At 69.2% G+C, this 16977-nt stretch carries 16 protein-coding genes; 5 read left to right on the top strand and 11 right to left on the bottom strand.

Going from position 1 to position 16977, the window contains the following annotated elements:
• Positions 1–7: 7 nt before the first annotated feature.
• The 6 genes from VAR608DRAFT_RS09385 to VAR608DRAFT_RS09360 form a co-directional block, all read right to left on the bottom strand.
• Positions 8–574, bottom strand: coding sequence for a GNAT family N-acetyltransferase (locus VAR608DRAFT_RS09385; RefSeq protein ID WP_088953821.1), 567 nt, complete (start codon positions 572–574; stop codon positions 8–10).
• Positions 575–639: 65 nt separating this feature from the next.
• Positions 640–945 (bottom strand): hypothetical protein, encoded by a 306-nt coding sequence (locus tag VAR608DRAFT_RS09380; RefSeq protein ID WP_088953820.1) that lies wholly within the window; start codon positions 943–945, stop codon positions 640–642.
• Between the two features lie 88 nt (positions 946–1033).
• Positions 1034–2224 carry an acetate/propionate family kinase gene (locus tag VAR608DRAFT_RS09375; RefSeq protein WP_088953819.1) on the bottom strand — a complete coding sequence of 397 codons (1191 nt, stop codon included), beginning with the start codon at positions 2222–2224 and terminating at the stop codon, positions 1034–1036.
• Positions 2221–3162, bottom strand: coding sequence for a phosphate acetyltransferase (locus tag VAR608DRAFT_RS09370; RefSeq protein ID WP_088953818.1), 942 nt, complete (start codon positions 3160–3162; stop codon positions 2221–2223). Before VAR608DRAFT_RS09370 ends, VAR608DRAFT_RS09375 begins: the two co-directional genes overlap by 4 nt.
• A 134-nt stretch (positions 3163–3296) precedes the next feature.
• A complete protein-coding gene (locus tag VAR608DRAFT_RS09365; RefSeq protein ID WP_088953817.1) occupies positions 3297–3776 on the bottom strand; it encodes a carboxymuconolactone decarboxylase family protein in 480 nt (159 codons plus the stop codon).
• Positions 3777–3862: 86 nt separating this feature from the next.
• Positions 3863–4741: an RNA polymerase sigma-70 factor gene (locus tag VAR608DRAFT_RS09360; RefSeq protein WP_088953816.1), complete on the bottom strand. Its 879-nt coding sequence runs from the start codon at positions 4739–4741 to the stop codon at positions 3863–3865.
• Positions 4742–4884: 143 nt separating this feature from the next.
• On the opposite strand from VAR608DRAFT_RS09360, the gene VAR608DRAFT_RS09355 reads away from it, so the two are divergent.
• From VAR608DRAFT_RS09355 to VAR608DRAFT_RS09345, 3 genes are read left to right on the top strand one after another with little or no spacing between them, the layout of a single operon-like run.
• The gene (locus tag VAR608DRAFT_RS09355) at positions 4885–8562 is read left to right on the top strand and encodes a GAF domain-containing protein (protein ID WP_088953815.1); all 3678 of its coding nucleotides are present in this window, start codon (positions 4885–4887) and stop codon (positions 8560–8562) included.
• A gap of 1 nt (position 8563) precedes the next feature.
• Entirely contained in the window at positions 8564–8905 is a 342-nt protein-coding gene (locus tag VAR608DRAFT_RS09350; protein WP_088953814.1) for an Hpt domain-containing protein, read from the top strand.
• Entirely contained in the window at positions 8898–9950 is a 1053-nt protein-coding gene (locus VAR608DRAFT_RS09345) for an adenylate/guanylate cyclase domain-containing protein (RefSeq protein WP_088953813.1), read from the top strand. The genes VAR608DRAFT_RS09350 and VAR608DRAFT_RS09345 overlap by 8 nt, the downstream gene beginning before the upstream one ends.
• On the opposite strand, the gene VAR608DRAFT_RS09340 is transcribed toward VAR608DRAFT_RS09345, so the two are convergent.
• The 3 genes from VAR608DRAFT_RS09340 to VAR608DRAFT_RS09330 are packed head-to-tail and all read right to left on the bottom strand — an operon-like array spanning position 9947 to position 12884.
• Entirely contained in the window at positions 9947–10831 is an 885-nt protein-coding gene (locus VAR608DRAFT_RS09340) for an alpha/beta fold hydrolase (RefSeq protein WP_088953812.1), read from the bottom strand. The two genes, VAR608DRAFT_RS09345 and VAR608DRAFT_RS09340, sit on opposite strands and share 4 nt — an antisense overlap.
• 34 nt (positions 10832–10865) lie before the next feature.
• Entirely contained in the window at positions 10866–11951 is a 1086-nt protein-coding gene (locus VAR608DRAFT_RS09335) for a TAXI family TRAP transporter solute-binding subunit (protein WP_088953811.1), read from the bottom strand.
• 45 nt (positions 11952–11996) lie between these two features.
• Positions 11997–12884: a hypothetical protein gene (locus VAR608DRAFT_RS09330; protein WP_157730758.1), complete on the bottom strand. Its 888-nt coding sequence runs from the start codon at positions 12882–12884 to the stop codon at positions 11997–11999.
• Positions 12885–13119: 235 nt separating this feature from the next.
• On the opposite strand from VAR608DRAFT_RS09330, the gene VAR608DRAFT_RS09325 reads away from it, so the two are divergent.
• A complete protein-coding gene (locus tag VAR608DRAFT_RS09325) occupies positions 13120–14241 on the top strand; it encodes a BamA/TamA family outer membrane protein (RefSeq protein WP_157730756.1) in 1122 nt (373 codons plus the stop codon).
• Positions 14242–14278: 37 nt separating this feature from the next.
• Here VAR608DRAFT_RS09325 and VAR608DRAFT_RS09320 read toward each other — a convergent pair whose 3' ends face one another.
• Positions 14279–15502, bottom strand: coding sequence for a lipocalin family protein (locus tag VAR608DRAFT_RS09320; protein WP_088953808.1), 1224 nt, complete (start codon positions 15500–15502; stop codon positions 14279–14281).
• Positions 15503–15656: 154 nt separating this feature from the next.
• Between VAR608DRAFT_RS09320 and VAR608DRAFT_RS09315 the strand changes: the two genes are divergently transcribed.
• Complete coding sequence (locus VAR608DRAFT_RS09315; RefSeq protein WP_088953807.1) at positions 15657–16070, top strand: DUF4189 domain-containing protein; 414 nt, start codon at positions 15657–15659, stop codon at positions 16068–16070.
• Here the strand turns inward: VAR608DRAFT_RS09315 and VAR608DRAFT_RS09310 are convergent.
• Complete coding sequence (locus tag VAR608DRAFT_RS09310) at positions 16048–16974, bottom strand: DUF1932 domain-containing protein (protein ID WP_088953806.1); 927 nt, start codon at positions 16972–16974, stop codon at positions 16048–16050. The genes VAR608DRAFT_RS09315 and VAR608DRAFT_RS09310 overlap by 23 nt on opposite strands.
• Between the last annotated feature and the right edge of the window lie 3 nt (positions 16975–16977).

Here is a 16977-nt window from a genome sequence, read left to right as displayed (position 1 = left end):
GTTCCTTTCATTGGCAATCGGGTGCGGCCTTCGCCGCGAGATCCATCTCGATGTGGGTCACGCCGCCATCGCGGCGCTTGCGTATCGGAAGCCCGCAGCGATTGAACACCGCCAGCATGGGGGCGTTGTCCGCGAGCACATCGGCTTCGAAGCGCACGATGCGGTGCCTGCGGGCGATCTCGATCATGGTTTCGAGCAAGCGCGTCGCGAGGCCGTTGCCCTGGTAGTCCTCTTCGATCGTGAAGGCCACCTCGGCGGCCCGCGCGCCGTCGGGCGCGTCGAACGCCACGTAGGTGCTGCTGCCGATGACGATCTCGTCGTCGCCGGAGCCGAGGGTCACTGCGAGGCCCGCGAGGTGCTCGAAGTCGATGTCCTTCAGGCGATCGAGGGTCTTCTCGGGCAGCGCTTTCACGTGCGTGAAGTAGCGCGTGTAGATGGAGCTCGGCTCCAGTTGCGCGAACGCCGCGACGATGCGGCCGCGGTCGTCGGGGCGCATCGGGCGGATGAGCGCGGGCGTGCCGTCGCGCAGCGCGATCTGGCGGCGGAACTGCATGTCGTCGCTGCTGTCGCCCATGGCGCTTTTCTCCTACTCGTGTGAACGATGGCCGCTTTGACGGTGGGCGACGCGCGGGTGCGGATTCAGTGGTGTTCCATCCGCTTGCGCAGCCGCTCGCGGATGGTGTCGATCAGCGCCTGCGCCTCGACCGGCCCGAGCCGGTCGTAGGCCTTCTCGCGCACCATGAAGCCCAGCATCAGCGCTTCGCGCAGCTTCTTGAAGGCAAGCGGGTTCTGGTGGCCACAGACCGAGTCGTTGTTCTGCAGCACGGCCTCGATGACGCCCGGGTCCGTCAGCTTCACCTGGCAGATCGCTGCTTCGCGCACGATCTGCGACAGGACGTCGTCGATCTGGTGAGTCCAGACGCTTTCTCTGGGTGTATCCGTCATGAGAGCCCCCATTGGTGAAAGTGATGGTCGTTGAGTCTAGTCGCGAGATTCGTGCCTTGCCAGAAAAGCGCATGAATCCCGGGTCCTGTCAGTCCCTGCCTTCGACCACGCCGCGGGTGTGACGCGCGATCATGAGTTCCTCGTTCGTCGGGATGACCCATGCCGCGGTCCGGCTGCCGGCGCTGCTGATGCGCGGGCCGCCCGCTGCGTTGGCTGCGGCATCGAGTTCGATGCCGAGCCAGGCGGCGTCGCGGCACACGCGCTCGCGGATCGCGGCGCTGTTCTCGCCGATGCCGGCGGTGAACACCAGCGCATCCAGCCCGCCGAGCGCCGCGGCGAGCGATCCGAGCTCGCGGCGGATGCGGTAGATGAACACGTCCACGGCCGTCTTCGCGCGCGGGTCGTCCGATTCGAGCAGCTTGCGCATGTCGCTGGAGATGCCCGACATGCCGAGCAGACCCGACTGGCTGTAGAGCAGCTTCTCGATCGCACGCGCATCCATCTTGCGCTCGTCCATCAGGTAGAGCAGCACGCCCGGGTCCAGCGAACCGGAGCGCGTGCCCATCGCCAGGCCCTCGACCGCGGTGAAGCCCATGGTGTTCGCGACGCTGCGGCCGGCCTCGATCGCGCACATGCTCGCGCCGTTGCCGAGGTGGCAGACGACCACCTTGCCCGCCGCCGCGGCCGGATCGTGCGCGGGCAGCGCCGCGCTCACGTACTCGTAGGACAGCCCGTGAAAGCCGTAGCGGCGCACCCCCGCATCGTGCAGTTCGGACGGGATCGCGAAGCGGCGCACCACGTCCCGGTTGGTGGCATGGAAGGCGGTGTCGAAGCAGGCGACCTGCGGCAGCTCCGGCTGGTGTTCCAGCAGCAGCCGGATCGGCGCGAGGTTGTGCGGCTGGTGCAGCGGCGCCAGCGGCACCAGCTTTTCGAGCGACACCAGCAATTCGGGCGTGACCCGCTCCGGCTGGACGTGATCCATGCCGCCGTGCACCACGCGATGCCCGACAGCATGCAGTTCGTAGTTCGATCCCTCTTCCCGCAGGAACGCTGCCAGGTGTGCAACCGCGCCCTGATGCCCCAATGCGACGCCTTCGCCCCAGCGCTTCTCGCCGACCACGCGACCCTCGCCGTCGCGCGCGATGAAATGCGGCGCGGTGTGCAGCCCTTCGACCTGGCCGCGCAGCACCGGTGCCAGGCCGCCCGGCTGCTCCACGAAGAAGAGGAACTTGATGCTGGAAGAACCGGCGTTGAGAACCAGGATGCCGCGCTGCTTCATGCGACCACTTTCCGCGGCTGTTCGCGCCGTGCGCGCGCCACCAGCCCGGCCACCGCACAGGAGGCGAGCCGCGCGATCAGCGAATCGGCGCGGCTCGTGAGGATGATCGGCACGCGCGCGCCCAGCACGATGCCCGCCGCATCCGCACCCGCCATGAAGGTGAGGCTCTTCGCGAGCATGTTGCCCGCCTCGAGGTCGGGCACGATGAGGACGTCCGCCTGCCCGGCCACCGGCGAGGCGATCTTCTTGATCTTCGCCGCTGTGAGGTCGATCGCATTGTCCAGCGCGAGCGGCCCGTCGAGGATGCCGCCGGTGATCTGCCCGCGATCGGCCATCTTGCACAGCGCGCCGGCCTCGACCGTGGTCGGCACGGTCGGGTTCACGGTCTCCATCGCCGAGAGGATCGCGACCTTCGGCGCACCATTGCCGAGCGCATGGGCGAGGTCGATCGCGTTCTGGATGATGTGGACCTTGTCCTGCAAGGTCGGAAAGATGTTGACCGCCGCGTCGCTGATGATGAGCGGCTGATGCAGCGCCGGCACGTCCATGACGAAGCAGTGACTGATGCGCCGCCCGGTGCGCAGGCCGGTCTCGCGCTTGACCACTGCGGCCATCAGTTCGTCGGTGTGCAGGCTGCCCTTCATGAGCGCCTCCACCTTGCCTTCGCGCGCGAGCCGCACCGCGGCCTCGGCCGAGGCTTCGCTGTGCGGCGTGTCGACGATCGCGAAGCCGGAAATGTCCAGGTCGCAATCGGCGGCCACGGCCCGGATGCGCTGCTCGGGCCCGACCAGGACCGGGGCGATGAGCTTTTCTTCCGCCGCCTCCAGCGCGCCCCTGAGCGAACTTTCGTCGCAGGGGTGCGCGACCGCGGTCGGGAGAGGATCGAACGCCCGGCAGGCAGCAATCAGGCGTTGGTACTTCTCATGCTTGTTCTCCATCGGGAGCTTCCTTCGGCAGGGCACAAGGGGGCATCGTGTGTCGTGAAGCCGCCGATGTCAACGAAACTTCCGTGACGGTGATCAAACCGGCACGGATTGCCCTGCAACGCCTTGTAACCGCGCGCCGCCCGGCTTCAGCTCAGGTTCGCCTTCTCGAGCCCGAAGGCCTTGTCCGCCGAGCCGGGCGGGGTCTTGAACGCGGCGTTCGCACGGTTCCAGGCATTGATCGCCATCACGAGGAAGGTGAGGTCCGAGAGCTCCTTCTCGGAGAACTGCGTGCGCGCAGTTTCGAAGAGCTCGTCGGACACGCCGTGCGGCGGCAGGTGGGTGAGCGCCTCGGTCCAGGCCAGCGCCGCGCGTTCCCTGGCGCTGAAGAGCAGGGACTCGTGCCAGATCGCCACATGATGAAGGCGCAGCTCGCGTTCGCCGTGGATCCTGGCTTCCTTGACATGCATGTCGAGGCAGAAGCCGCAGCCGTTCATCTGCGAGGCCCGGATGTTGACGAGGTCGTGGATGGTGCGGTCGATCGCGCTCTCCTTCAGCGCATTGCTGAACTCGGCGAACTTCTTGAACAGCTCGGGCGAACGCTGGATGTAGTTGATGCGTTGGGTCATGGTTTCTCCGGGTTTGAGGCGCACACCGTGTGCGCCATAACCGGAAGACGTTCGACCGTGCGCGCTTGTGACAGGCACGAGAGCGATCAGTGCCCGAGCATCGCCGCCAGCCGCGCCAGCTTGTCCGGGTTGCGCTGCACGTGGATGCGCACGATGCGCTGTCCATCCGTCTCGCACGACTGCGCCGACTCGAGCACGCCGTCGATGAAGCGCAGCAAGCCCCACTGCCCGTTGATGTTCGCGATCTCGAGGCGCTGCGCGGCGCCGTGGCGGCGGGTGCTCGCGAAGTAGAGCTGCGCGATGCGCTGGCTGCCCACCAGCGGCTTGCCGAAGCTCGGCACCTTGCCGCCGCCGTCGCCCAGCAGCTCGGCCCCCTCGGAGAGCATCGACTTGAGCGCCGCGAGGTTGCCGCCGGTGATCGCCGCCGCGAAGTCGCCCAGCAGCCGGCGGTGCGTGTCGGGCGAGACCGCAAAGCGCGGGCGCTCCTCGCGCAGCTGCGCCTTCGCGCGGTGCACGAGCTGGCGGCAGGCGGCTTCGCTCTTGCCGATCATCTCGGACACCTGCGGGTAGTCGGCGTCGAACACCTCGCGCAGCAGGAAGGCGGCGCGCGCCTCCGGCGAAAGGCGCTCCAGCAGCATCAGGAAGGCGGTGGAGACCTCGTCGGCCCGCTCCAGCATCTGGTCCGGCGTGGGCGGCGAATCGGTCAGGATCGGCTCGGGCAGCCAGATGCCGACATAGTGCTCGCGGCGCACCTTGGCGCTGCGCAGGCGGTCGATCGAAAGCCGCGTGGCGATGGTGACCAGCCAGGCCTCGGCGCTGTCCAGCGTCGCCGGGTCGGTTTCGTGCCAGCGCAGCCAGACGTCCTGCACCACCTCCTCGGCCTCGGCCATGGAGCCGAGCATGCGGTAGGCGATGCTCTCGAGGCGGGGGCGGAGCTGGTCGAAGGTGCGGGTTGAATCGTCCATATCCCGGTAGACGTTCGAGGCCGGCGTTCCGTGACATCGGCCGGGCTGGCGATCTTGCCACGCCGCCGCCGGACGCCGCTAGACTCGACGCCGTAGGCGCCGCGGGCGCGTCCCCCCACCCGATCGCAGGAGGCAGTTGCCCCATGGCAGAGTCCCGGTCCCGGCCATCCACGCAGCATGCGCGGCGCGCAGCAGCCGGGCCGCGCCCGGCCTTCAAGCGACTGGTCGACATCGGGCTGCGCCTGGGCGAGCTGCGCAGCGCGGCCGACCTGCAGCGCTTCGTCGTCGGCGAGGCGGCAGCGCTCCTCGGCGCGCAGCGTGTGCTGCTGGTGCTGGAGTCCAGCGGCGGCCCGCGCATCGCCGGATCGAAGCTGCCGCGCGGCGAAAAGGCCGCCGACCTGCTCCGCGCGATCGGCCCCTGGCTGGCCGAGGCGCGCAGCAGCCGGGCCGCCCGTCTGCGCCACGGCCCGGCGGGCGCGAGGCCCGCGGCCCAGCGTTCCTGCCTGGTGGCGCCGCTGGCGGCGCAGGGTGATCTCGCCGGCTTTCTCTATGCCGACACTGAAGGGCCGCTGGGCCGGTTCGAGCGCGAGGAGCAGGAACTGCTCTCGGCGCTGGCGGCCCAGGCGGCCGCTGCGCTGGCCAGGCTCCGCGCCCGTGCGCGCCTCGAAGACGAGCTGGCCGAGCGCAACGCCGAGCTGGCGCAGAACGCCGGCGCGCTCACCCTGATCGACAGCATCCAGCAAGGCATCGCGGCGCGGCTGGAGTTCTCCACCATCGTCCAGATGGTCGGCGACAAGCTGCGCGAGGTCTTCGACTCCGGCGACGTCACCATCATGTGGTGGGACGACAAGACCAACCTCGTGCAGGCGCTCTACCGCTACGAGCACAACCGGCCGCTGCCCCTGCCGCCGCCCCGGCTGCTGAAGCCCGGCGAGCCGCTGGAGCGCATCCTGCTGCGGCGCGAAGTCGGCGTCGTGAACACGCGCGAGGAGCAGACCCGGCTCGGACTCGGCCCGCACCCGGGCACCGACTGGGCGCTTTCGCTCGCGGCGGTGCCGATCCTCAGCCGCGACCGCGTCCTCGGTGCGCTCGCGCTGCAGAACCACGAGCGCGAGTTCGCCTTCGGCCGCGAGCAGATCCAGCTCCTCGAAACCGTGGCCGCGACCATGGGCGTGGCGCTGGAGAACGCGCGCCTGTTCGACGAGACGCAGGAGGCCCTGGCGCGGCAGACCGCCACCGCCGAAGTGTTGAAGGTCATCAGCGCCTCGCCGACCGACGTGCAGCCGGTGCTCGACAGCGTGGCAGAGCGCGCCGGGCTGCTGTGCCGCGCCGAAGGCAGCCGCGTCTGGCTGGCCGCGGTCGACTGCCTGCGCGCCATGACCAGCTACGGGCCGGCCTACGGCGGCGAGGGCGCGGGGCTCGAGCTGCCGCTGCGACCGTCCTCCATCGCCGGGCAGGCCTTCGTCGAGCAGCGCTGCGTGCATGTCGAGGACGTCGTTCCGCTGATCGATGCGCAGTACCCGGACGTGCGCGAGCTCCAGGCGCGCAACGGCTTCCGCACGGTGCTCGCGGTGCCGATGCTGCGCGACGGCCGCTCGATCGGCGTGATCTCGCTGCTGCGCAACCAGGTGCGGCCTTTCTCGGCGGCGGAGATCTCGCTGGTGCAGACCTTCGCCGACCAGGCCGTGATCGCGATCGAGAACACGCGCCTGTTCAACGAGACCCGCGAGGCGCTGGAGCAGCAGACCGCGACCAGCGATGTGCTCGAGGTCATCAGCGGCTCGATGGCCGATGCGCAGCCGGTATTCGACAAGATCCTCGAAAGCTGCCAAAGGCTCTTCTCGAGCTCGCAGATGGGCATCTCGCTGGTCGGAAAGGACGGGATGGTGTACCTGGGTGCGCACCGCGGATCGGCGCGCGAGGCGCTGGCGAAGCACTATCCGCGCCCCTTCGACGAGACGGCTGCCGGCGATGCCATGCACGCCGGCGTGCTGCATATCCCCGATGCGCTGGAGGCGCCGCAGCTGCCGCAGTTCATGCGCGACATCGCGCAGAAGGTCGGCAGCTACGCGATCATGATCGCGCCGCTGATGTGGGAGGGCCGCGCCATCGGGTCGATCCACGTGACGCGCCAGCCCGTCGGTCCGTTCGCGGACAAGGAGATCAGGCTCTTGAAGACCTTCGCCGACCAGGCGGTGGTCGCCATCCAGAACGCCGCGCTCTTCAAGCAGGCGCAGGAAGCGCGCGCCGCCGCCGAATCCGCGAACGAGGCCAAGAGCGCCTTCCTCGCGACCATGAGCCACGAGATCCGCACGCCGATGAACGCGGTGATCGGCATGAGCGGCCTCTTGCTCGACACGCGGCTCGATGCCGAGCAGCAGGACTATGTCTCCACCATCCGCGAATCCGGCGATGCGCTCCTGACCATCATCAACGACATCCTCGACTACTCGAAGATCGAGGCCGGCCGGATGGACATCGAGGCGCATCCCTTCGACCTGCGCGACTGCGTGGAATCGGCGCTCGACCTCGTGAGCGCGCGCGCCACCGAGAAGGACCTCGACACCGCCTACGTCTTCGAAGGCGATGTGCCCGATGCGGTGAGCGGCGATCTCGCACGGCTGCGGCAGGTGCTGCTGAACCTGCTGAGCAATGCGGTGAAGTTCACCGAGCGCGGCGAGGTGGTGGTGAGCATCGGTTCGGCCCCCCTGCCCGGCGGCGCCGTGCGGCTGACCTTCGCAGTGCGCGACACCGGCATCGGCCTGTCGGAGCAAGGCAAGAGCCGGCTGTTCCAGTCGTTCTCGCAGGCCGATTCGAGCACCACGCGCAAGTACGGCGGCACCGGGCTCGGCCTCGCGATCAGCAAGCGGCTGGCCGAGCTGATGGGCGGCACCATGTGGGTCGAGAGCGGCGGGCCGGGCACCGGATCGACCTTCTTCTTCACCATCGAGGCGCCGATCGCGAGCCTGCCGCCGAGCCGCCGCCGCGACTTCATCGGCGTGCAGCCCGAGATGGCCGGGAAGCGGCTGCTGATCGTGGACGACAACGCGACCAACCGCCGCGTGCTGGCCCTGCAGACCGCCAAGTGGGGCATGAACTCGCGCACGACCGCGACGCCGCTCGAAGCGCTGCAATGGCTCGATGCCGGCGAGCGCTTCGACCTCGCGATCGTCGACATGCACATGCCGGAGATGGACGGCGTCGAACTCGCGCAGCGCATCCGGGCCAGGCACGCCACGCTGCCGCTCGTCCTCTTCAGTTCGGTCGGTCGCCGCGAGACGGGCGATGGCGAATCGGTGTTCGGCGCCTATCTCTCGAAGCCGATCCACCAGTCGCAGCTCTTCGACACGCTCGCCGGCCTGCTGGTGCAGGAGCCCTCGGCCCGGCCCGCGCCCACCGCCGCGCCGAAGCCGCAGATCGACCCCTCGATGGGGGCGCGGCATCCGCTGCGCATCCTGCTCGCGGAGGACAACGCGGTGAACCAGAAGCTCGCGCTGCGCCTTCTGCAGCAGATGGGCTACCGGGCCGACCTGGCCTCCAACGGCATCGAGGCGGTGGAATCGGTGCAGCGGCAGGCCTACGATGTGGTGCTGATGGATGTACAGATGCCGGAACTCGACGGGCTCGGTGCCACGCGCCAGATCTGCACGCTGCTCGAGGCGCCCGCGCGCCCGCGCATCGTCGCGATGACCGCGAACGCGATGCAGGGCGACCGCGAGATGTGCATGGCCGCGGGCATGGACGACTACCTCACCAAGCCGATCCGGGTGGACCGGCTGGTGGAGGCTTTGAACAGCGTGCCCGCACGAAAGGACCGTTGAGATGAGCGAAGCCATCATCGACCCCGCGACCTTTGCCGAACTGCAGGAAACCGCGGGCGCCGATTTCGTCAATGAACTGGTGCAGACCTTCCTCGAGGAGGCCCCCGCGATGCTGCAGGAGCTTCGCGATGCGCTCGCGTCAGGCAACGCCGAGGACTATCGCCGCGCGGCGCATTCGCTGAAGTCGAACAGCCTGACCTTCGGCGCGCGCACGCTCGGCGCCATGGCCCGCGAGCAGGAGCTCGGCGGCCTGCCCACCGACCGCTCGCCCGCCGCGCTCGACGCGCTGGCACAGGAATACACGCGCGTCGCGGCGGCGCTCACGGAGCTTTGCCATGATTGAACCGCGCCATGCGCCCGCCCGCCTGCTGGTGACGGACGACAACAAGGTCAACCGCCTGCTGATGACGCGCAGTCTCGAACTGCAGGGCCACAGGGTCGAGTCCGCCGAGAACGGCCGCGTCGCGCTCGAGCTGCTGCGCCGCGATCCCTTCGACCTGATGCTGCTCGACATGGAAATGCCCGAGATGAACGGCTTCCAGGTGCTGGAGCAGCTCAGCGACGACCCCAAGCTGCGCGATCTGCCGGTGATCGTCACCTCCTCGCTCGAAGGCGTGACGAACATCGCGCGCTGCATCGAGCTCGGCGCCGAAGACTACCTGCACAAGCCCGTCAACCCGGTGCTGCTCAAGGCGCGCATCGATTCGAGCCTCGAGAAGAAGCGGCTGCGCGACCAGCAGAAGGAGCTGGTGCGGCGCTTCGCGACCTCCGAGGTCGCCCAGGACCTGCAGCAGTCCGGCTTCGCGCTCGGCGGCCGGCGGGTGCACGCCACGGTGATGTTCTGCGACATCCGCGGCTTCACCGCGCTGGTCGAATCGCAGCCGCCGGAAGAGACGATCGAGCTGCTCAACACCTACTACACGCTGATGTTCGACGCCATCAACAGCCACGGCGGCGTGGTCAACCAGATGATCGGCGACGGGCTGATGGCGATCTTCGGTGCGCCGCTGCCGCTGGCGGACCACAGCGCAGCCGCGGTGCACGCGGCGCTCGACATGATCGAGTTGATCGAGCTCCTGAACGTGGAGCGCGTCGCCGCGCAGAAGACCGCGCTGCGCATCGGCGTGGGCATCGCCACCGGCGAGATGGTCGCCGGCTACACCGGCACGCAGCAGCGGGCCACCTACACCTGCATCGGCGACACGGTGAACCTCGCGGCGCGGCTGGAGGAACACACCAAGATCGCCAGGCGCGCGATCCTGATCGACCCCGCGACCTGCGCCGAGATCGAGGGCCGCATCGAGGTCGAGGCGCTCGGCCCGGCGTTGTTCAGGGGCAAGTCGGCGCCGGTGGAGGTGCACGCGGTCGCCGGCCCGGCGCCGGCCTAGCGCCGGCCGACCACCCGGTCGATCCAGGCGAGCAGCACGGCCACGACTTCCTCGCGGTTGGTTTCGTTCAGCGTCTCGTGGCGCGCGCCGCCGAACACGTGGCCCGACACGTCGCGCAGCCCGGCTTCGCGATAGCGGCGCACCAGCGGATAGAACCATTCGCCCTTGTGGCTGACCGGGTCCTGGTCGCCGATGAACAGATAGAGCGGCAGCTCGGGCCGGATGCGCTCGCGCATGACGGCCGGCGTGAGATCGGCGACGTTCGCGAAGATCGAACCCATGCCCTCGGGCTTGATGGTGAAGCCGCACAGCGGGTCGTCGATGTAGGCATCGACCTGCGCCGCATCGCGGCTCAGCCAGTCGAAGGGCGTGCGCACGTTGGGCAGCGCGGCATTCATGTCTTCGAGCCGGAAGCCTGATTGCAGCGCCGCGCCCAGCAGGTCCAGCGCAGCCGTCCCGGAGAGCACCGCGCCCGCCAGCATCGCGCTGTGCTTGAGGAGGTAGTACTGCGTGGCGAAGGAACCCATGCTGTGCCCGAGGAGGACGAGCGGCAGGCCCGGATGCCTGAGCCGCGCATGGCGGCTCAGCACGGCCATGTCCTCGACCAGTCCCGCGAAGCCGCGCGGGCCGAAGTCGCCGAGTTCGCCGCGCGACTGCGCCAGCCCGCCGTGGCCGCGGTGTTCGTTGGCGTAGACGGCGCAGCCGGCCCGCGTCAGCGCGTCGGCCAGCGGCCGGTAGCGCAGCGCATGCTCGCCCATGCCGTGCGCGATCTGCACCACGGCGCGCGCTTGTTGCGAGCTATCCTGGGCTTCCCAGCGGTGGGCCTCGATCGGCTGTCCGTCGTCCGCGGTGAGTTCGAAGTGGGTTTCCGTGCTTTGCATCTCTGGTCATCTCCCGTTTGCTGAAGGCGAGAGACTACCGCTTGCAGATGCCGAGCACCATCTCCTGTTCGGTGCAGGGGCGCGTCCTCGGGGGCGGATTGGCGGTGTACGACTGCGCGGCGGCGGCAGGATGGCTCGCGATGCAGCTGCGCAGGTGCTTCTCCATCGGCCCGTAGTAGCGCCAGCCCTGCCGCAGCGGCGGCAGTTCCAGGCGCACCTGCTTCCACTTGGGATGGCCGTTGGCCTGCAGCTTGTCGAAGTTCAAGCAGAGCGAATCGGCGAAGCGCGCGAGATTGCCCACCGTCGACTGCAGCCCGTAGTCGTAGGTGACGAGGTAAGCCTTCACCGTGAGCGTCGGCACGTCGTCGGTGAGCCAGCTGGGGTAGCTCGAGCTGCGGATCGTCGCCGGGAAGTAGGTCTTCATGGCGCGCGCCGATTCCATGGCCCGCTCGTCGAGCCTGAGGATCTTGATGTACTTGCGCGCTTCGGGCTTCATGTCGGAGAACAGCTTCGCGGGCTGCCCGGCGACGATGACCGCAACGTCGATGCTCTTCTCGACGGTCAGTTGCGCGAGCGCTTCCTCGTTGGTGAGGTATTGCGCACTCGCGGCCGGAATGGGCTCGTCGAACATGAGCTGGTAGAGCGTGCGCGAAGTCAGTGCGGTGCCGCTGCCGATGGGGCCGACGCCGATCTTCTTGTCCTTGATCTCGTGGATGTAGGTGAGCGACGAGTCGGCCCGCGCGACGAAATAGATCTCCTCGTCGTAGAGCGGCATGATCAGGCGCAGCGGCCGGATGATGTTGCCCGCATCGGGATTGCCGGCCTTCGCCTCGTCGAGGAAGGCCTGGTAGACATCGGACTGCACCAGCGCGAGCTTCACGCCGGGCTCGAAGCGCATGCGCGAGATGTTCTCGGCCGAGCCCTTGGACTCCAGCACCTCGAGCTCGATGCCGGCCGGCTCGGCGACGTACTTGGCGAGGTCGCGACCGATCTGGATGTAGGTGCCGGTTTTCGACGCGGTGACGATCTTGTACTGCGCCCGGGGCTGTGCGGCCGCCGCGGCCGCGAAAGGCAGAAGGGCGATCAGGATCAGCCCGGTCAGTATGGATCTGAGTGGCATATCGGCTCCTTCGGGGTTGATGATCGATGGCGCGGCGGCGGCGCCTCACGGCGCCTTGCCGGCATCCGAACACAGCGACAGCGCGGCGAGCGCGTCACTGCACGGCGTTGGCTTCACCTGCGCGGGCGCGCTGTTCCTGGCCGCGGCCGGCGCCGACGGAGGTGGTACGGTGGCGACGGGCGTCGCGGGTGCGGGAACAGGCGCCGGCGACGCCGCTTGCGCGGCCGGCGGCTCGGAGCTTTCCGGGAGGCCGAGCGCTTCCGACGCCTTTCTCGCGGCATCGCGAAGCTGCTCGCGCCGGGACTCCTGCTCCTGCATGCGCCGGTCGAGTTCCTCGCGCAAGGGCTGCAGCGTCGGGTTGTCCGCGTAGTCGGCGTCCAGCGAATCGAGCGTGCGCTCGGCAGTGCCGAGGTCGCCGCGGCCGAGGGCGGCGCGCACCTGCGCGATGTCGGACTGGAAGGCGCGCGCCTTGCCAGGCTCCGAGCGCTTGTCGAAGTAGAAGTAGTCGAGCGCCAGCGTGAGCGCGAACAGCACCACCGCTGCCACGAGGCTGATGGCCAGCCCCCCGATCCACCGCATCGGGCTGTTGCCCTGGGGTTCTTCCTTCTGCCAGAAGGTGTCGGGGGCGGTATAGGCGGGGCGCGGCGCGCGCAGCGCGATCGGCGCGGCGGGGGCCGCGACGACGGCACGCCCCGCCGCCGGCTTGTGCCTCGTGCGCCGGGGCATGATCAGCGTCTGGTCGTCCTCGAGCGGCGGCAGCGTGTCGGGGCTCTCGAACTCCGAGAGGGCGCGCAGGCCATCCACCTCCTCGGTGGGTGCGCCTTGGTCGTAGCCGCAGAACGGGCAGATCCTCTCCTGCGGATGCAGCAGCGCCGCGCAGTGCTTGCAGGGCACCGAGAACGCGGGTGGGTCCGATTGGGCCGAGGTCGACATGGCTCCCTTCGTGCTGTCGTCCATACCGTTGCCGGATCAGATCATGGCAGAGCGCACGGGTTTGTTTCAAGTTGAAAGCGCTCCATGCGGCGCGCGCTTGCACCAAGGTGCCATAGACCGTCTCCGCACGATCCATTACGTTGAGGCTTCCGCGCACTCCCCCGCCACGGCTTCGAAAGGAACGCCCTTCATGGTCGGTCGCCGCCCTGCACGCTGCAGAAATGCCCTCGTTCTGTTGCTTGCAGCCGGCGCCCTGTCCCAGCCGGCGCGCGCCTTCATGGAAGGCTTCATCGACCCGCAGGACGGCCATCTCGACATCTCCGACTCGATGATCGAGCGCAAGGGCTTCCTGCCGGTGCCGATCGTCATCACCGAGCCCGCGGTGGGCTACGGCGCCGGCCTGGCGCTGATGTTCGTGCGCAATTCGATCGGCGAAAACGCCGAGCGCGCCAAGCAGACCGGGCACATGACGCCGCCGGACATCTTCGTGGTCGGCGCGGCCGCGACCGAGAACGGCACCAAGGCTGCTTTCGCCGGCGGCATGATGACCTTCCTGGACGACCGCTGGCGCTATCGCGGCGGGGTGGGCCGCGCGGACGTGAACCTGGCCTTCTACGGCATCGGCGGCAGCGGCCTGGGCGGCGGCGCGCGCAGCATCGACTATTCGCTCGACGGCTGGATGTCGCTGCAGCAGGTGCTGCGGCGCATCGGCGAGACCGACAACTGGCTGGGCGCACGCTGGATCTTCCTCGACCTGGGCAGCCAGCTCGACCTCAGCCAGGACCCGCGCTCGGGCCTGTCGCCGGACCAGAGCACGCGCCGCACCTCCGGGCTCGGGTTGACGCTGGAGCACGATTCGCGCGACAACATCTTCACGCCGTCCAAGGGCTGGACCGGCGCGCTCGACGCGACCTTCTACGACCCCGACTGGGGCAGCGACACGCGCTTCCAGAGCTATCGCGCCCACGTGTTCGCCTACTTCCCGCTCGCCAGGAGCCTGGTGCTCGGCGGGCGGCTCGACGGCCGCAGCGTGAGCGGGCAGGTGCCCTTCTACATGCTGCCTTTCATCGACATGCGCGGCATTCCGGCGGCGCGCTACCAGGACGACCACACCGCGGTGGTCGAGACCGAACTGCGCTGGTCGTTCACGCCGCGCTGGGCGGCGATCGGCTTCATCGGCGCCGGGCGCGCCTGGGGCCGGTCGACCGACTTCGGCGACGCGACGAGCGCGGTGAGCAAGGGCGTGGGCTTTCGCTACCTGATCGCGCAGCGGCTCGGCCTGTGGGTCGGCATGGACTACGCCCGGGGCCCGGAGAGCAGCACCTGGTACATCCAGGTCGGCAACGCCTGGCGCTGAGGCGCTCCGGGGCGCGACGACGACGACGAAGGCCGCATCACTTGCGGGGCGCCTGCTTCGCGTCCAGGCGGTCGTAGCCGCTCAGTTCCAGGAACCCTTCGCCGGTCAGCACGCCGGACACCTTCACCGGCCCCTCCCAGTAGACGTTGGCGGTGGTGGCGCTCGAATCGAACTCGCTGTCGGGCTGGAACGGCTTGATGTCGAGCACGCCCGAAGGCAGCTTGAGGCGCCACTCGACCGGGTAGGCGAGATGGGTCCTGGGGCTCACCCACCTGTTGCCGGGAACGAGCTCGATCTCGCCGGCCCTGAGCGGCACCGAACCCTGTTCGCTCGAGATCGTGCCGGCGGTCATGACGCTGCGGCCCTCGGTGTCGAAGAGCTCGTAGAGCATCAGGTCCGAGCCGTCCGACAGATGCAGCGCGAACCAGTTCCAGCCGAGCGTGAGGACGTCGAACTCGCCCCACTGGTGATCGAACCAGATGTCGCCGCCCACCCTCAGCGGCTTGCCGCCGACAGTGATCTCGCCCACGGCCTGCAGGCGCGGGCGCGAGTAGTAGTAGCTGATGCCGCTGGCGCCGAAGTCGAGCAGGCCCGGCGTCTCCGACCCGGGCGCGCGATGCGCTACCACCTGCCCGCCATCGCGCAGCGCAAGGTCCACGGAGGTTCCGCCCTCGATGGCGGCGCGCAGCCGGTGCGACGCGGGGGTCGCGCTGACCTGCCAGCCTTCCTGGCGGAAGTCGAAGCCATTGGTCCCGCCGCTGGCCCCGCCGTTCGCGGGCGTGCCGGCGGTGCGCATCTGGCTGGTGTAGCGCTTGCCGGTCTGCAGGTCGGTCAGCGCCGCATGCATCACCGTGTGCTTGATCAATCCGTTGGCGACGAAGACGACCATGTGGAAGCCGAAGCGCTGCCCGCCCTTCGCATCGAGGACGCCGCTGTAGTACCACCACTCCATGGCGGAGCCGTGCGGCGCATCGTCGGCCGGCAGGTTCAGCGGCGGGAGGGCGGCGGTGCGCTCCTTCGGCTTCTGGCCGGCGTCGGACGGCGGTGCGGCGGCCGAGGCCGCGGCGGCGCGGGCCAGCGGTGTCGGCTCGCTCTCCACGAGGTAGTCGAATGCGAAGGCCGCCGCCACGACGACGACGACGACCGTGGCGCAGAAGATCAGGAGCCCGCGCCGCTTTCGCGCCCGCGACCGGGCTGAGCGGGTCCTGCTGCCGGGGCCGTATCGTCCGTACTTTCTTCGAACCTGCTCGTCGACACTCATGGTGGTGGCGTCCTTTTTTTGCCTGCGGTGCTGCGGCCGGCGGCTATCTTAGCGGCCGGCCCGCGGACGGACGGCGTCATCGAACCTTTGGGCGCGCGCGTTGTCAACCTCGTCACGATCGGGCGCCGATGCGCCCGGGTACCGAAGGACGAAGATGACATTTCGAATGCGCGTGCTGCGCGTACCGGCTCCGCTCGCACTGGCGGGCGCCGCCATCCTTGCCGGCATGGCCGCCCTGCCGGCGCAGGCCGGCCCCGGCGCCAGCTGGGGCGCGATCGCGTCCCGACAGGGCGCCTACGGCTTCTCGTACAACCAGCCCTCGCGCGGCGAGGCGGAACGCGCCGCGCTCACGCAATGCAACCGCGTCGCGGGCCGCACGGGCCACTGCGAAGTGCGCGCGTATTTCGACCGCTCCTGCGCTGCGCTCGCGACCGGCAACTTCGGCGAATGGGGCGCAGGCGTCGCGCCGACCGAGGCGGGGGCGATCAAGACCGCCGTCGGATCCTGCGAAAGCTACCTGCCGACCGAGCCCTGCAAGGTCACGGTCAAGGTCTGCTCGCAGGGCTGAACGGGTCCTTGCCGGCGCTGCGCTCGATCAGCCGGTCCGCATAGGCTTCCCAGGGATCCTTGGCGCCCACGCCTTCGAACACGCCGCCCTCTGCCTGCCGGGCGACCCAGTCCTGCTTGTCCGCGATCGCAGCGGTCATGAGCGGCTCGAAGCCGGCCTCGCGCACCGTGGCCGCCGCTTCGCGCATCTCTTCCGCGCGGCGCTTGCCGTGCTGCACCACGCGGCTGAAGAAATAGGCGCCCTGCCGGTCCCAGTCGATCTGCGGGAAGGTTTCCTTCAGCGTCGGCAGCACGTGCGCCTCGACGCCGTAGCGGCGCGCCGTCGTGTAGCTCTCGATGACGAGGGCTTCCAGCCCCTTGATCATGATGCTGCGGCTCATCTTGATCGCGGAGGCCACGCCGATGCGATCGCTGACCGCGCGCGCATCCATGCCCCAGCCGGCCAGCGTCTGCGCGAGCTGCGCCGCCTGCGCGCCGCCGAGCAGCATCGGCACCCGGATGCCGTACGGCGGCACCGAGGTCATCACGCCCGCTTCGACGTAGTGCCCGCCCGCGCCCTCGATCGCGGCGGCCGCGCGCTGCTTGGTGCCCGGCGATGCCGAATTGAGATCGAGAAAGCGCGCGCCCGCGCCCACACGGCGCGCGGCTTCCTGCGCCACGTCGAGCGTGTTGGACGCCGTGACCGCCGAGATCAGCAGGTCCGCGCCTTCGCACAGATCGGCCATGCCGTCCGCGACACGCATGCCATCCGTGCGCGCCGCTTCGCGGGCGGCCTCGCCGGTCGCCGGATCGGCGAAGCGCAGGTCCCACACTGCGATGCGGTCGATGTCCAGTCCGGGAAGCAGGCCGCGGCCGAAGATCCGCCCCACTTCGCCGTAGCCAATGATGCCGAGCTTGATGCCCATGGT

It is taken from the genome of Variovorax sp. HW608 (assembly GCF_900090195.1).
Taxonomy (GTDB): Bacteria; Pseudomonadota; Gammaproteobacteria; order Burkholderiales; family Burkholderiaceae_C; genus Variovorax.
Note: the sequence above shows the minus strand (reverse complement) of the source record. Positions and strands in the feature narration are given on the sequence as shown.

Excerpts from the sequence above, each read along its gene's own strand:
- VAR608DRAFT_RS09385 (WP_088953821.1), bottom strand. The coding sequence starts at position 574 with ATGGGCGACAGCAGCGACGACATGCAGTTCCGCCGCCAGATCGCGCTG.
- VAR608DRAFT_RS09380 (WP_088953820.1), bottom strand. The coding sequence starts at position 945 with ATGACGGATACACCCAGAGAAAGCGTCTGGACTCACCAGATCGACGAC.
- VAR608DRAFT_RS09375 (WP_088953819.1), bottom strand. The coding sequence starts at position 2,224 with ATGAAGCAGCGCGGCATCCTGGTTCTCAACGCCGGTTCTTCCAGCATC.
- VAR608DRAFT_RS09370 (WP_088953818.1), bottom strand. The coding sequence starts at position 3,162 with ATGGAGAACAAGCATGAGAAGTACCAACGCCTGATTGCTGCCTGCCGG.
- VAR608DRAFT_RS09365 (WP_088953817.1), bottom strand. The coding sequence starts at position 3,776 with ATGACCCAACGCATCAACTACATCCAGCGTTCGCCCGAGCTGTTCAAG.
- VAR608DRAFT_RS09360 (WP_088953816.1), bottom strand. The coding sequence starts at position 4,741 with ATGGACGATTCAACCCGCACCTTCGACCAGCTCCGCCCCCGCCTCGAG.
- VAR608DRAFT_RS09355 (WP_088953815.1), top strand. The coding sequence starts at position 4,885 with ATGGCAGAGTCCCGGTCCCGGCCATCCACGCAGCATGCGCGGCGCGCA.
- VAR608DRAFT_RS09350 (WP_088953814.1), top strand. The coding sequence starts at position 8,564 with ATGAGCGAAGCCATCATCGACCCCGCGACCTTTGCCGAACTGCAGGAA.
- VAR608DRAFT_RS09345 (WP_088953813.1), top strand. The coding sequence starts at position 8,898 with ATGATTGAACCGCGCCATGCGCCCGCCCGCCTGCTGGTGACGGACGAC.
- VAR608DRAFT_RS09340 (WP_088953812.1), bottom strand. The coding sequence starts at position 10,831 with ATGCAAAGCACGGAAACCCACTTCGAACTCACCGCGGACGACGGACAG.
- VAR608DRAFT_RS09335 (WP_088953811.1), bottom strand. The coding sequence starts at position 11,951 with ATGCCACTCAGATCCATACTGACCGGGCTGATCCTGATCGCCCTTCTG.
- VAR608DRAFT_RS09330 (WP_157730758.1), bottom strand. The coding sequence starts at position 12,884 with ATGTCGACCTCGGCCCAATCGGACCCACCCGCGTTCTCGGTGCCCTGC.
- VAR608DRAFT_RS09320 (WP_088953808.1), bottom strand. The coding sequence starts at position 15,502 with ATGAGTGTCGACGAGCAGGTTCGAAGAAAGTACGGACGATACGGCCCC.
- VAR608DRAFT_RS09315 (WP_088953807.1), top strand. The coding sequence starts at position 15,657 with ATGACATTTCGAATGCGCGTGCTGCGCGTACCGGCTCCGCTCGCACTG.
- VAR608DRAFT_RS09310 (WP_088953806.1), bottom strand. The coding sequence starts at position 16,974 with ATGGGCATCAAGCTCGGCATCATTGGCTACGGCGAAGTGGGGCGGATC.